Consider the following 14063-nt stretch of genomic DNA (forward strand, 5'->3'; position numbering starts at 1 on the left):
GTGAGGGAGAGAAGCATGTCGTATCGCGACACCTATGCCGCCTGGCAGGCCGACCCCGAGGGGTTCTGGATGGAAGCCGCCCGCAAGATCGATTGGGACCAGCCGCCAAGCCGGGCCTTCTTCGATCAGGGACCGGCAGGTGAATGGTTCGCCGACGGCATGGTGAACGCCTGCTGGAACGCCGTTGACCGCCATGTCGAAGCCGGGCGCGGCGACCAGCTTGCCATCATCCATGACAGCCCGATCACCCGATCATACCGAGGCGTCACCTATCGCGAGTTGCGCGACCGCGTGGCAAGTCTTGCCGGGGCGCTGCGGGCCAAGGGCGTCGGAAAAGGCGACCGGGTCATCATCTACATGCCGATGGTGCCCGAGGCGCTGGAAGCGATGCTGGCCTGCTCTCGGATCGGGGCCATCCACTCGGTCGTGTTCGGCGGCTTTGCCGCGCATGAACTGGCCGTCCGCATCGACGACTGCACCGCCAAGGCAATCATCGCCGCTTCCTGCGGGCTCGAGCCGGGGCGCGTCGTCCACTACAAGCCCCTGCTGGACCGCGCCATCGAGGAGGCGAAGCACAAGCCCGAGTTCTGCGTGATCCTCCAGCGCGAGCAGGAGGTCGCCAAGCTGACCCCCGGCCGCGACCATGACTGGCACAGTTTCCAGTACGGGGTCGAGCCCGCCGAATGCGTCCCGGTCGAGGGAAACCACCCGCACTATATCCTTTATACCTCGGGCACGACCGGCCAGCCCAAGGGCGTGGTGCGCCATACTGCCGGGCACATCGTCGCGCTGAACTGGACGATGAAGAACATCTACGGCATCGACGCGGGCGAGGTCTTCTGGGCCGCCTCCGACGTGGGCTGGGTCGTCGGCCACAGCTATATCTGCTATGGCCCCCTGCTTGCGGGCGCGACAACCATCGTGTTCGAGGGAAAGCCCGTGGGCACGCCCGACCCCGGCATCTTCGGCCGCATCATCCAGAATCACCGGGTCAAGGTATTCTTCACCGCCCCGACCGCCATCCGCGCCGTCAAGCGCGAGGATCCGGACTGCACCTACATCCGCGACTACAACCTGAAGTCGCTGAAGGCCGTGTTCCTTGCCGGCGAACGCGCCGATCCTGCCACCGTGCAATGGGTCGAACGGCATCTGGACGTGCCGGTGATCGACCATTGGTGGCAGACCGAAACCGGCTGGCCCATCGCCGCCAACCCCTTCGGGATCGAGACCCTGCCGGTCAAGCATGGCTCGCCCGGCGTGCCCATGCCGGGCTACGACGTGCAGGTTCTGGACGAAGGGGGACAACCGGTGCCGCGCGGCACGCTGGGCGCGGTCACGGTCAAGCTGCCCCTGCCCCCGGGCACGCTGCCGACGCTGTGGAATGCCGAAGAGCGTTTCCGGAAGGCCTACCTGACCACCTTCCCCGGCTATTACGAAACAGGCGACGCGGGCTATATCGACGAGGACGGCTATCTCTATATCATGGCGCGGACGGACGACGTGATCAACGTCGCGGGCCACCGCCTGTCCACCGGCGCCATGGAGGAGGTTCTTGCAGCCCATCCCGCCGTTGCCGAATGCGCGGTCATCGGGGTGACCGACAGCCTGAAGGGTCAGGCGCCGCTGGGGCTGCTGTGCCTGAAGAAGGGCACGGACATGCCGAACGCCCAGGTCGTGGCCGAGGTCGTCGGCATGGTTCGCGACCGGATCGGCCCGGTTGCGGCATTCCGGACGGCCTGCGTCGTGGACCGCCTGCCCAAGACCCGGTCGGGCAAGATCCTGCGCGCGACAATGGTCAAGATCGCCGATGGAGAGGCGTTCAAGACCCCGGCCACCATCGACGATCCCGCCATCCTGGACGAGATCGCCATGGCCCTGCGCGCCGCGGGCTATCCCCCGAGTGTTGCTTAATAAACATTTGCCGAACCAATGGGGCAGGCCCGCGTTCCGGTGCTGGAGGCGCGCCAATGATCGACAAGAACCTGCCCATCATCGACCACGTCCATCTTCGGTCTGTCAACCTCGACAAGGCCATCCTGTTCTACCAGGCCATCTTCCGCAGCTTGGGGCGGGACGAGGAACTGAAGGTCGGGCGTGACTGGCTGGAAATCGACGGGTTCTATCTGGACCAGGCCGATGAGGATTGCCCGCCCAGCCGGATTCATCTGGCCTTCGTTGCCCGGTCGCGCGACGAGGTGGACGCGTTCCACACCGCCGGCCTGAGTGCAGGCGGCAGAGACAATGGCGCGCCGGGCCTGCGCGACTATCACCCCGGCTATTACGCGGCCTATGTCTGCGACCCCGACGGCAACAATATCGAGGCGAAGTTCGACGAACGGCCTGCCTAGCCCAGATCCGCCCCAAGCCCCTGCATCAGCGGCAGGAAGCCGGGGAAGGAGGTGGCGATCGGGTCGCCATCGTCGATCGAGACCGGGGCAACGGTCGCAAGGCCAAGGACCAGGAAGGACATGGCGATGCGGTGATCCAGATGCGTCACCGCCGTGCCGCCTCCTGGCACCCTGCCCATGCCGTGAACGGTCAGGCTGTCCTTCGTCTCCTCGACGCGCACGCCGTTGGCTTCCAGCCCCCGCGCCATGGCGTCGATCCGGTCGCTTTCCTTGACGCGCAGCTCCGCCACGCCGTTCATCACCGTCGTGCCTTCGGCAAAGGCCGCGATGACGGACAGGATCGGGAATTCGTCGATCATGCTGGCCGCGCGTTCGGCAGGCACCGTCACGCCCTGCAGCGGGCCATGACGGACGACCAGATCGGCCACGGGTTCGCCCCCTTCCTCGCGCTCGTTCTCGAAGGCGATGTCGGCGCCCATGTCCAGCAGCGTGACATACAGCCCGTCGCGCGTCGGATTGCGGCTGACGCCCGGCACGCGGATCTCGGATCCCGGCACGATCAGGGCGGCGGCGACCGGGAAGGCTGCGCTGGAGGGATCGCGCGGCACGGCCACCGGCTGTGCGCGCAGTTCCGGGCGGCCTTGCAGCGTGATCACATGGCCTTCGTCGGTCGTCTCGGTGCGGATATCGGCGCCAAAGCCTGCCAGCATCCGTTCGGAATGATCGCGAGTGGGCTCGGACTCGATCACCACCGTCTCGCCCGGCACGTTGAGGCCCGCCAGCAGGATCGCCGACTTGATCTGCGCGCTGGCAACCGGCGTGCGATAGCGCACGGGCAGCGGATCGGCCGCGCCCTGGATGGTGATGGGCAGCCGCCCGCCTTCGCGCGCGGTGATCTGCGCGCCGAACTGCGCCAGGGGATCGGTCACGCGGGCCATCGGGCGGCGCGACAGGCTGGCGTCGCCCGTGAAGGTCGCGGTGATCGGCGTCGTGGCCACGGCCCCCATGATCAGCCGCACGCCCGTGCCCGAATTGCCGCAGTCGATCACGCCCTCCGGTTCGGAAAAGCCGCCGACGCCCACGCCGTGGACGGACCATTCGCCGTCGCCCAGACGTTCGACCTTCGCGCCAAAGGCCGCCATGGCCTTGGCCGTGTCCAGCACGTCCTGGCCTTCCAGCAGCCCGGTGATCCGGGTCTCGCCAACGGAAAGCGCGCCCAGGATCAGTGCGCGATGGCTGATGGACTTGTCGCCCGGCACCGTCGCCACGCCGGTCAGGGGCCCGCTGCGGCGGGCGGTCATCGGGCGGGGCTCGGACGAATGGGACATGGCGACACCTGTTGATTGCGCGGATCTTTTACCGCCAGCATCCCGGCGCTGCCACCCCGTTCTTGCGCCCGGCGGCCCGCCTTTCTAGAACCGGCGGAACGGAGGCTACGATGAACGAACTCGACGCGCTGCGGGCGCTGGCCGATCCCGGAAAGGCCGAACAGATGCTGGCCTATCACAAGGCGCCACGGACCTATCTGGGGGTTGCGAACCGGCAGATCGACGATCTGGTGGCGGAATGGCGCGCGGCGCTGGATCCGGATGGCCGGGTCGCGCTGGCATCCGCGCTGTGGGACAGCGACCTCCACGAGGCCCGCATCGCCGCCGCCAAGCTGCTGGTGCAGGCCCGCATTCGCCCGGACGATGCCGTCTGGTCGCTGATCGCCGCTTGGGTGCCGGACTTTGACGGCTGGGCGATTGCCGACACGGCGATGATCGCCGGGCAGAAGCGGCTGGTGGCCGATCCCGGCAGGCTGGATCAGGTCGAAACCTGGCTGGACCATCCAAACAAATGGACCCGCCGCGCGGCCCTGGTCGGCACCCTGCCCTGGGCCAAGATGAACAACCCCAAGGCCGATGACCTGGCGCAGCGCGAACGCGTGCTGGACTGGGCGGCGCGACTGGCGGAGGACCGCGACTGGTTCATCCAGAAGGCCATCGCGTGGTGGCTGCGGGATCTCTCGAAACGCGACGCGCCCCGCGTCAGGGCCTTCCTGGCCGATCACGGGGCGCGGATGAAGCCTTTCGCACGCAAGGAAGCCGCGCGGCTGGTTCAGGAGCGGTAAACCTCGATCGTCGGCAGGTCGGTCAGCGACACGCCCAGCAACTGCAGCGCGGGCAGCGAGACCTGCGAGCCGCCGCTGGCCGGGCCGTCCAGCGGGATCAGGTCCACCTTGGCCGACTTGCCGGTGGCAGGATCGACGATCCGGCCGATGCCGCGTTCCTTGACCAGCGGCGTCTTGATCCAGAACCCGCCCTCGGACGGATTGCCAAGCGAGGCGACGGTGCTGCCCAGCTTGGTCTCTGCCGCCTCGGCTGGTTTCGCGGCTGCGGCGCGTTGTTCCGGCGTGGTCGTGTCCAGTTGCGCAGCGGTCGCGCGTGCGGCCGGTCGCGGCGCGGGGGCGCGGGTGATGGCGGTCGCGGCGGCCACCTGTTCCGTCGTCATCTGCGTCTGCGGGGCTGCGGCGGCAGCGGTGCGGCCCGAGGTCATCGCCCCTTGGGTGCAGCCCGCCAGCACGGTCGCGGTCAGGATCAGCGCCGGCGCGACGGTGGTGATATGCATGAGTTTTCCCTTCTGTCCCGTTGTGCCCGCCAGCCTAGCCCGCGCCGCGTGGCCCCGTCCAGCCAGTCACCGCTTGTGTGCGGCCACCTGCGCGCCTAGATTGGGGACATGCAGCAAGCGGCACCTCTTATCGACCCCTTCGCGCGGCCGATCACCTATCTGAGGGTATCGGTGACGGACCGCTGCGATTTCCGTTGCGTCTATTGCATGGCCGAGCACATGCAGTTCCTGCCCAAGGCAGAGCTTCTGACGCTGGAGGAACTGGACCGTCTGTGCAGCGCCTTCGTGGACCTGGGCGTCAGAAAGCTGCGCATCACCGGGGGCGAGCCCCTGGTCCGCCGCAACATCATGTCCTTCTTCCGGGCCATGTCGCGCCACCTGAGCCAGGGCCTGGACGAGTTGACGCTGACCACCAACGGCAGCCAGCTTGGCCGGTACGCGGGCGAACTGGTCGATTGCGGGGTCAGGCGGGTCAATGTGTCGCTCGACACGCTCGACCCCGACAAGTTCGCGGCCATCACCCGCTGGGGCCGCCTGCCGCAGGTTCTGGACGGCATCCGCGCCGCCACCGCGGCCGGGCTGCGGGTCAAGATCAACGCGGTGGCGCTGAAGGGCGTGAACGACAGCGAACTGTTCGATCTGGTCCGCTGGTGCGGCGACGAGGGTCACGACCTGACCTTCATCGAGGTCATGCCGATGGGCGATCTTGGGAACGAGGATCGGCTGGACCAGTACTGGCCCTTGTCCGACCTGCGCGCCCGCGTGGCCGAGCGCTTTACCCTGGTGGACCTTGCCGAACGCACGGGTGGCCCGGCGCGCTATGTCCGCCTGCAGGAAACGGGCCAGAAGATCGGGTTCATCACGCCCCTGACCCATAACTTCTGCGAAAGCTGCAACCGCGTGCGCCTGACCTGCACCGGAGAGCTTTACATGTGCCTGGGGCAAGAGGATCGCGCCGACCTGCGCGCGCCCCTGCGGGCCTCACAAGAGGATGCGGTACTGAAGGACGCCATCCGCGCCGCCATCGCGCACAAGCCCAGGGGCCACGATTTCGACTATTCCCGCCAGGCTGTCGCTGGCCAGATGAGCCGTCACATGAGCCATACCGGCGGGTAGGGTGCGTGCTTGCACGCACCGTTCCTTGAGCATGGTGCGTGCAAGCCCACATCTGCTACTCGGCGGCAGTCTGCTCCGCGGCTTCCGCCTCGATCTTCTCGGCCCGCTGCTCGACCAGTTCGACGATATGGTCGATCATCTGGTCGTTGGTCATCTTGTGGCTTTGCCGCCCGGCCAGATAGACCATGCCGCTGCCCGCGCCGCCGCCGGTGAAGCCGATATCGGTCATCAGCGCCTCGCCAGGACCATTGACCACGCAGCCGATGATCGACAGCGAGATGGGCGTCTTGATGTGCTCAAGCCGCTTTTCCAGCTTCTCGACCGTCTTGATGACATCGAATCCCTGCCGCGCGCAGGACGGGCAGGAAATGATCTGCACCCCGCGTGTCCGCAGGCCAAGGGACTTGAGGATCTCGAACCCGACCTTGACCTCCTCGACCGGGTCGGCGGACAGGCTGACGCGGATCGTGTCGCCGATGCCCATCCACAGCAGGTTGCCAAGCCCGATGGCAGACTTGACCGTGCCGCCGACGAAGCCGCCGGCCTCGGTGATTCCCAGATGAATCGGCGCGTCGGCGGCGTCCGCCAGTTGCTGATAGGCGGCGGCGGCCAGGAACACGTCGCTGGCCTTCACGCTGATCTTGAACTCGTGAAAGTCGTTGTCCTGCAAGATTTTGATGTGATCCAGGCCGCTTTCGACCATCGCATCCGGGCAAGGCTCGCCATATTTTTCCAGCAGGTGCTTTTCCAGCGATCCTGCATTGACCCCGATGCGGATCGAGCAGCCGTGATCCTTGGCGGCCTTGATCACCTCTCGGACCCGGGTCGCGTCCCCGATATTTCCGGGGTTGATGCGCAGACAGGCCGCGCCTGCCTCGGCGGCCTCGATGGCGCGCTTGTAGTGGAAATGGATGTCGGCCACGATCGGCACCGGACTTTCGCGGCAAATCTCGCGCAAGGCCCGCGTGGTTTCCTGGTCGGGCGCGGAAATCCGCACGATATCCGCACCGGCATCGGCGGCGCGGATCACCTGATCCAGGGTGGCGCGCACGTCATGGCCGTCGGTGTTGGTCATGGTCTGCACGCTGATCGGAGCGTCGCCCCCCACGGGCACGCTGCCAACCATGATCTGTCGGGATTTCCGCCGCTCGATATTGCGCCAAGGACGGATGGGGTTCAGCGACATGGATGCCTCCGGGGTTCGCCCCTTGCAGATAAGCGATCCGGGCGGGGGCGGCAACTGCCGCACGGCGCTGTGATGAACGATCAGGCGGGCAGACGCAGCGCCGTCATGACGGTGCCCAGCGTGCCGCGCGGCAACACCAGCAGCATCCTGCCCTCGATCCGCAGGGTCACGACCCCGCTTGCCCGGTTCGAGGTCCCTACCCGTCCGCCCGGCGCGAACTCGATCCCCTCGATCGGCCATTCCAGCCCGGTACTGATCCCGCGCGCCGGCCCCATCGGATAAAGCGAAACCCGCGTCCCCGGCATCAGTGGCAGGGTCAACCGCGGCGGGGCCACGAAGACCACGTCGTCCGAGGTCAGCAGGATCACGAAAGGCCGGGGCGTGTTGGCCATGGTGGTCAGCGCCGACAGCGTATGATCCAGCCGCAGCCCGGCAAAGCCGACGGCCATCACGAAAGGGGCGGCGATCCGCGTCAGGCACTTGGTGAAATCGGTGCTGTCCTGTTCCGCCACATGGCAGATGCGCCCCGACGGGATCAGCCGGCGCGCGGCGGGCGTGATGCTGTCCAGATCGCCGATCACCCAGTCGGGCGACTGTCCCAAGGCCAGCGCCCGATCCGCCCCGCCATCCGCCGCCACCAGGGTCGGCGCGACCGTCAGGGCGGTCTGCAGGTCATAGGGCGTGGTCGCCCCCCCTCCGATCACGGTCACTCCCCGGTCCGAGATGACCAAGGGCGGGATCATTCCCCGCGCCCGATGCCGGAAAAGACGCGCTTGAAGGGCAGGATCCACAGGATGCCAAGGCCTACATAGATCGCGACCTCGACCAGGATCGACTGGCGACCAAAGCGCGCGTCCATCCAGTTGACCAGCGTGACCGCCGCGACGATGTAAAGTGGCAGGCCGATGACCAGGATCAGCAGCGACAACCTTTTGCGTGTCTTCAAGTTCATCGCCACATCCCCCATTCATCGTTGGCCCGAACATCCCACGGGGGTTCGGGGGGTATGAAACCCCCGGCCGCCGTCAATCCGCGAAGGGATCCGTCACCAGGATCGTATCGTCCCGCTCGGGGCTGGTCGAGAGCAGCGCGACAGGGCACTGGATCAGTTCTTCGACCCGGCGGACATACTTGATGGCCGCAGCCGGAAGGTCGGCCCAGCTGCGCGCCCCTTGCGTCGATTCCTGCCAGCCTTCCATTTCCTCGTAGATCGGCGTGACCTTGGCCTGCAAGGCGGCAGCAGTCGGCAGATAGTCGTAGCGGACCCCGTCGATCTCGTAGCCCACGCAGATCTTCAGCGTCTCGAAGCCGTCCAGAACGTCCAGCTTGGTCAGCGCGATGCCGTTCACGCCGCTGATCGCGCAGGTCTGGCGCACCAGAACGGCGTCGAACCAGCCGCAGCGCCGCTTGCGACCCGTGACCGTGCCGAACTCGTGGCCGCGTTCGCCAAGCCGCTGCCCATCCGCGTCGTGCAACTCGGTCGGGAACGGCCCTTCGCCCACGCGGGTGGTATAGGCCTTGACGATCCCCAGCACGAAGCCGATGGCTGAGGGTCCCATGCCGGTGCCCGAGGCCGCCATCCCCGACATCGTGGTCGAGCTGGTGACATAGGGATAGGTGCCGAAGTCGATGTCCAGCAGCGAACCCTGCGCGCCTTCGAAGAGGATGCGCTTTCCGGCCTTTCGGGCGTCCGCCATGATCTTCCAGACCGGCTGGGCATAGGGCAGCAGCTTCGGCGCGATCTCCATCAGCCTGGCCTTCAACTCGGCCCGGTCGATCGGTTCGGCGCCCAGGCCCTGGCGCAGCGGGTCGTGATGGGCCAGCAGCCGGTCCAGGCGCGCGTCCAGCGTTTCCTCGTCACCCAGATCCGCCACGCGGATGGTGCGGCGGCCGACCTTGTCCTCGTATGCCGGGCCGATGCCCCGGCCGGTGGTGCCGATCTTGGCCTTGCCCGCGGCTTCCTCGCGCAGCTTGTCCAGATCCTGGTGCAGCGGCAGGATCAGCGGCGTGTTTTCCGCGATCATCAGGTTCTCGGTCGAGATGCCGACGCCCTGGGCCGACAGCTTGTCGATCTCGGAAAACAGCGCCCAGGGGTCCAGCACCACGCCGTTGCCGATCACGGCCAGCTTGCCCTCGCGCACGATCCCCGAGGGCAGCAGCGACAGCTTGAAGACCTTCTCGCCGATGACCAGCGTGTGCCCGGCGTTGTGACCGCCCTGGAAACGGGCGATCACATCGGCCCGCTCGCTCAGCCAGTCGACGATCTTGCCCTTGCCCTCGTCGCCCCATTGCGCGCCGACAACCACCACATTGGCCATGAACGGTCCTTCCATTCCCCGAAAAATGTCCGGTGCAGGGTCTAGCGCAAGCTCAGGGCGGGGGAAAGCAGCGATTTGGTGGCCGCTCCTGATGTGCTGCCCTTTTCCTTTCCGGCCGCAGCGACTAGGTTCCCCGGCACAGGAAAAGGGTGCGAACCATGGCGTTTTTCTCGAAACTGCGCGAGCGGCTGACGCGATCTTCCTCGAAGATCGGCGAGGGGCTGGCCGATATCGTCGAGGCCGCGCCCGCCCCCGTCGCGGAACAACCGGCGCCCGCCGCCCCCGCGCCGGGCCTTGTCGGGCGCCTGTTCGGCACCGCCCCTGCCAAGCCCGAAGAACCGCGCCGCGCGCTGGACGACGAGATGCTGGAAGAACTGGAGGACATGCTCGTCCAGGCCGACCTGGGCGTGGATACCGCGCTGCGCGTGACGGCGAACATTGCCGAGGGCCGGATGGGCCGCCGTGTGTCATCGACCGAACTCAAGGAACTGCTGGCGGGCGAAATCGCCCGGATCATGACCCCTGTGGCCCGTCCCCTGCCCCTTTACCCGAAGAAACCGCAGGTGGTCCTGGTCGTGGGCGTCAACGGCGCGGGCAAGACCACCACCATCGGCAAGCTGGCCAGCCAGTTCCGCTCGGCGGGCAAATCCGTGATGATCGCGGCGGGCGACACCTTCCGCGCAGCCGCCGTGGAACAGTTGCAGATCTGGGGCCAGCGCGCAGGAGTGCCCGTGATGGTCGCGGCCCAGGGCAGCGACCCGGCCAGCTTGGCCTTCGACGCCATGACGCGGGCCGAAGCCGAAGGCGCAGACCTGCTGATGATCGACACGGCGGGCAGGTTGCAGAACCGCCAGGACCTGATGGAGGAGCTGGCCAAGATCGTCCGCGTGATCCGCAAGAAGGACCCCACCGCCCCGCACAACACCCTGCTGGTGCTGGACGCGACCACGGGCCAGAACGCGCTGAACCAGGTGGAAACCTTCCGGCAACTGGCCGACGTCTCGGGCCTGGTGATGACCAAGCTGGACGGCACCGCGCGCGGTGGGGTGCTGGTGGCCCTTGCCGACCGTTTCGGACTGCCGATCCACGCCATCGGCGTAGGCGAACAAATCGACGACCTGGACGCCTTCGACGCCAACGACTTCGCCCGCGCGCTCGTCGGCCTCTGACGCTTCTTCGTTGCTCAAATATCCTCGGGGGAACGCGCGAAGCGCGTGGGGGCAGACAGCCCCCGGCTACGCTTCCACCCCAAGCTGCGCCAGAAAGGGCCGCACATCGTCAAGCGCGGCGCGGTTGGCGAACAGCGTGGCCTGGGACTGAAGGATCGGCTCGGCTCCCAGGATCTTCAGGTTGTTGGCCCGCAGCGTTTCCCCGGACGAGGTGATGTCGGCCACGGCCTCGGCAGTCTGGTTGGCGACCGTGCCTTCGGTCGCGCCCTGGGAATCGACCAACTGGTAATCTGCGACCTCGTGATGGGCCAGCCAAGCGCGCACGAGCCGGTGATACTTGGTGGCAATGCGCAGGCGGAAGCCATGCGCCGCCCGAAAATCGCGGGCAATCGACGCGAAATCGTCCAGATCCTCGCAATCGCGCCAGCATTCCGGCACGGCCAGGATCAGGTCGGCATGGCCGAAGCCCATCGGCGCGACCTCGACCACATCCGACCGCCAGCCCGCCAGTTTCTCGCGCACCAGGTCGGTGCCGGTAACGCCCAGTTCGATCCGTCCTGCGGCAAGCTCTCGCGGGATCTCGCCCGCCGACAGCAGGACCAGCGACACACCGTCCGCGCCCTGGACCCGGCCGGCATATTCGCGATCGGATCCGCTGCGCGACAGGGCCACGCCGCGCGCGGCGAACCAGTCAAAGGTCTGCTCCATCAGCCGCCCCTTGGACGGCACCCCCAGCCGGATCATGCGGCCTCCAGTTCGGCGACAAGGCCGGGGCGGATGATGCCGCCCACGGCGGGGATCGCACGGCCACCGCGCCCCAGAACGGCCGTCAGCGCGTCATAGCGCCCGCCCGAGGCGACAGGCGGCCAGGCCGGGCGATCAGGTGCGACGAAGGTGAAGGTAAAGCCGTCGTAATATTCCATCGTCTGCCGCCCGTGGCTTGCGTCGAACAGGATCGCGTCGGGAACGACGCCCTGGGCCGACAGCATCGCCATCCGCTCCTCGATGCGCAGGACCGCCGGTCCCAGGTCAGTCCACTCCCCAACCAGGCCCCGCAGCTCTGCCAAGGTCGCCGGCAGCGGCGCACGAACCGCAAACAGCCGTTCCAGCCGCGCGATCCAAGCTGGATCAAGCGGCTGCGCGTCTCGGTCCGCCAGCAGCCGATCGATCCGGGCCTGCATCTCATCCTCGCCACGAAGCCCGGCCCAAGGGACGCTTGTCGCGGGAAGATCACGCGCCTCGGCGGGCCGAGAGAACCGTTCAAGCAGCCGCGCAAAGCGGCGGGGCCGCCACAGGTGATGCAGCAGGGCATCGCGGCGAGCAGTCGACAGCGGCAATGCGCGCACCGCATCCATCAGCAGACCTGAATCGCCGGTGATCGCCTGCAGCCGGTAGGGCGCCAGCAGACGATGGAACAGCCCGAACACCTCGGCATCGGCCTGCGGGTCATGGGCGAACAGCTCAAAGCCTGCCTGAAGGTATTCGTTGTCGCGCGGATTGGCGGGGCGTTCGTCACCCGGATCCTGCTTGCGGAACACCTCGCCCAGATAGCAGTAGCGCGCGGGTTCCGCCCCATTCGCCATGTGCATCTGCACCACCGGCACGGTAAAGTCGGGCCGCAGCATCACCTCGCCCCGAAGCGGATCGGTCGAGGTATAGGCACGGGCACGAATATCTTCTCCGTACAGATCCAGAAGCGTGTCGGCGGGCAGCAGGATGTCGGGCGCGACCTCGGCCGCACCGGCCTCGCGGAAGGCTTGCAGGAAACGCTGCCCGATGGCCTGCTTGTCGCGCTTGGGGATCATGAAAGGATCCGCCTGACTTCCGCCACCAAGTCGGCACGGGAAACCTCTGTCTGGGCAGGCTGGGCCTTCCATTCGTCAAGGCTGGCCTCGGCCGCGATGCGCGCGCCCAGGACCAGATCCTTGACCTGCACGACGCCGCGCGCAGCCTCGTCCCCGCCCTGGATGATCGCCACCGGAGCACCGCGCTTGTCGGCATATTTCAACTGGTTGCCAAAGTTCTTGGGATTGCCCAGATAAACCTCGGCCCGGATGCCTGCCGCCCGCAATTCGGAGGCCATGGCCTGGTAATCTGCCATCCGGTCCCGGTCCATGACCGTGACAACCACCGGCCCCTGCGCCTGCGTGCCCGCAAGCCCCTTGGCGCGCAGCGCGGCCAGCAGCCGGTCCACGCCGATGGACACGCCTGTCGCGGGCACCTTCTGGCCGGTGAAGCGTTCCACAAGCCCGTCATAGCGCCCGCCACCCGCGACCGATCCGAACTGCCGCTTGCGACCCTTCTCATCCAGGATCTCGAAGGTCAGTTCGGCCTCGAAGACCGGACCGGTGTAATAGCCAAGCCCGCGCACGACCGATGGGTCGATGACCACCCGATCCTCGGCCGCGCCCGTGGCGGCCAGCATCCCCGCGATCTCCGCCAGTTCGTCCACGCCCTCGGCGCCGATGGCCGATGTGCCGACCGCCGCCCGGAGGTTCGCCAGCGTCTCGGCGTTGTCCGCGCCCTTCGAGGTCAGGAAGGCCAGCACCGGCTGTGCCTGCGCCCCGGTCAGGCCGACGCCCTCGATCATCGCGCCGCTGTCATCCTTGCGGCCGGTGGTCAGCAGTGCCAGCACGCCGTCGCGGCCAACCTTGTCGAACTTGTCGATCTGGCGCAGCACATCGTCGGCCTGGTCCGCACGAACCTCGGCCGCCTCCAGCACGCCGTTCAGCACCTTGCGGTTGTTGATCCGCACCAGATAGTCGCCGCGTGCAATCCCCACGGCTTCCAGTGCGTCGGCCAGCATAGCGCAGATCTCGGCATCCGCCGCGACGGATGCAGACCCCACCGTATCCGCGTCGCATTGATAGAACTGCCGGAACCGCCCTGGCCCCGGTTTCTCGTTCCGCCAGACCGGCCCCATTGCATAGCGGCGATAGGGCGACGGCAGGTCATTGCGGAACTGCGCCGCGACACGTGCCAGGGGCGCCGTCAGGTCATAGCGCAGCGCCAGCCAGTCGCCCGATCCGCCGCCCGGCACGGCTTCCTCCTGCCAGGCAAAGACCCCGGCATTCGGACGATCCACGTCGGGCAGGAACTTGCCCAGAGCCTCGACCGTCTCGACGGCGCTGGTTTCCAAAGGATCGAAGCCATGGCGATGATAGATTTCGGCGATCCGGTCCAGCATCGCCTTGCGTTCGGTCACGTCCGCGCCGAAATAGTCCCGGAAGCCCTTGGGCGTTTCCGCCTTGGGACGGGGCTGTTTTTTCTGATCTTTCGCCATGGTCCTGCCTTTCCGGCCAAATCCGTGGCTGCC

14 protein-coding genes are annotated in these 14063 nt (G+C 67.2%); 5 read left to right on the forward strand and 9 right to left on the reverse strand.

Going from position 1 to position 14063, the window contains the following annotated elements:
• Window positions 1-15: 15 nt before the first annotated feature.
• Window positions 16-1911: a propionyl-CoA synthetase gene (locus OU682_RS13890; protein WP_268942754.1), complete on the forward strand. Its 1896-nt coding sequence runs from the start codon at window positions 16-18 to the stop codon at window positions 1909-1911.
• 56 nt (window positions 1912-1967) lie between these two features.
• Window positions 1968-2348 (forward strand): VOC family protein, encoded by a 381-nt coding sequence (locus OU682_RS13895; RefSeq protein WP_268942755.1) that lies wholly within the window; start codon window positions 1968-1970, stop codon window positions 2346-2348.
• On the opposite strand, the gene aroA is transcribed toward OU682_RS13895, so the two are convergent.
• On the reverse strand, window positions 2345-3676 hold the full coding sequence (aroA, locus tag OU682_RS13900; protein ID WP_268942756.1) for a 3-phosphoshikimate 1-carboxyvinyltransferase: 1332 nt from the start codon (window positions 3674-3676) through the stop codon (window positions 2345-2347). The two genes, OU682_RS13895 and aroA, sit on opposite strands and share 4 nt — an antisense overlap.
• A 110-nt stretch (window positions 3677-3786) precedes the next feature.
• On the opposite strand from aroA, the gene OU682_RS13905 reads away from it, so the two are divergent.
• On the forward strand, window positions 3787-4461 hold the full coding sequence (locus tag OU682_RS13905) for a DNA alkylation repair protein (protein ID WP_268942757.1): 675 nt from the start codon (window positions 3787-3789) through the stop codon (window positions 4459-4461).
• Here the strand turns inward: OU682_RS13905 and OU682_RS13910 are convergent.
• On the reverse strand, window positions 4449-4958 hold the full coding sequence (locus tag OU682_RS13910; RefSeq protein WP_268942758.1) for a hypothetical protein: 510 nt from the start codon (window positions 4956-4958) through the stop codon (window positions 4449-4451). The two genes, OU682_RS13905 and OU682_RS13910, sit on opposite strands and share 13 nt — an antisense overlap.
• A gap of 108 nt (window positions 4959-5066) precedes the next feature.
• On the opposite strand from OU682_RS13910, the gene moaA reads away from it, so the two are divergent.
• On the forward strand, window positions 5067-6074 hold the full coding sequence (moaA, locus tag OU682_RS13915) for a GTP 3',8-cyclase MoaA (protein WP_268942759.1): 1008 nt from the start codon (window positions 5067-5069) through the stop codon (window positions 6072-6074).
• Window positions 6075-6129: 55 nt separating this feature from the next.
• Here the strand turns inward: moaA and ispG are convergent, their stop codons facing one another.
• The 4 genes from ispG to OU682_RS13935 all read right to left on the reverse strand — a co-directional run bounded on the left by ispG (window position 6130) and on the right by OU682_RS13935 (window position 9578).
• Window positions 6130-7260 carry a flavodoxin-dependent (E)-4-hydroxy-3-methylbut-2-enyl-diphosphate synthase gene (ispG, locus tag OU682_RS13920; RefSeq protein WP_268942760.1) on the reverse strand — a complete coding sequence of 377 codons (1131 nt, stop codon included), beginning with the start codon at window positions 7258-7260 and terminating at the stop codon, window positions 6130-6132.
• 80 nt (window positions 7261-7340) lie between these two features.
• Entirely contained in the window at window positions 7341-8003 is a 663-nt protein-coding gene (locus OU682_RS13925) for a thiamine diphosphokinase (protein WP_268942761.1), read from the reverse strand.
• Complete coding sequence (locus OU682_RS13930) at window positions 8000-8212, reverse strand: DUF2842 domain-containing protein (RefSeq protein WP_268942762.1); 213 nt, start codon at window positions 8210-8212, stop codon at window positions 8000-8002. Before OU682_RS13930 ends, OU682_RS13925 begins: the two co-directional genes overlap by 4 nt.
• A 73-nt stretch (window positions 8213-8285) precedes the next feature.
• Window positions 8286-9578 (reverse strand): adenylosuccinate synthase, encoded by a 1293-nt coding sequence (locus OU682_RS13935; protein WP_268942763.1) that lies wholly within the window; start codon window positions 9576-9578, stop codon window positions 8286-8288.
• A gap of 158 nt (window positions 9579-9736) precedes the next feature.
• On the opposite strand from OU682_RS13935, the gene ftsY reads away from it, so the two are divergent.
• Window positions 9737-10747, forward strand: a complete 1011-nt coding sequence (ftsY, locus tag OU682_RS13940; protein ID WP_268942764.1) for a signal recognition particle-docking protein FtsY — start codon at window positions 9737-9739, stop codon at window positions 10745-10747.
• A 66-nt stretch (window positions 10748-10813) separates the two neighbouring features.
• Here the strand turns inward: ftsY and hisG are convergent, their stop codons facing one another.
• Genes hisG through hisS form a run of 3 tightly spaced genes read right to left on the reverse strand, consistent with a single transcriptional unit; the run spans window position 10814 to window position 14030 of the window.
• Window positions 10814-11491: an ATP phosphoribosyltransferase gene (hisG, locus tag OU682_RS13945; RefSeq protein ID WP_268942765.1), complete on the reverse strand. Its 678-nt coding sequence runs from the start codon at window positions 11489-11491 to the stop codon at window positions 10814-10816.
• Window positions 11488-12549, reverse strand: coding sequence for an ATP phosphoribosyltransferase regulatory subunit (locus OU682_RS13950; RefSeq protein ID WP_371832248.1), 1062 nt, complete (start codon window positions 12547-12549; stop codon window positions 11488-11490). Before OU682_RS13950 ends, hisG begins: the two co-directional genes overlap by 4 nt.
• A complete protein-coding gene (hisS, locus tag OU682_RS13955) occupies window positions 12549-14030 on the reverse strand; it encodes a histidine--tRNA ligase (RefSeq protein WP_268942767.1) in 1482 nt (493 codons plus the stop codon). The genes OU682_RS13950 and hisS overlap by 1 nt, the downstream gene beginning before the upstream one ends.
• Window positions 14031-14063: the final 33 nt, after the last annotated feature.

This window comes from Paracoccus benzoatiresistens, assembly GCF_026913015.1.
GTDB classification, from domain to species: Bacteria; Pseudomonadota; Alphaproteobacteria; order Rhodobacterales; family Rhodobacteraceae; genus Paracoccus; species Paracoccus benzoatiresistens.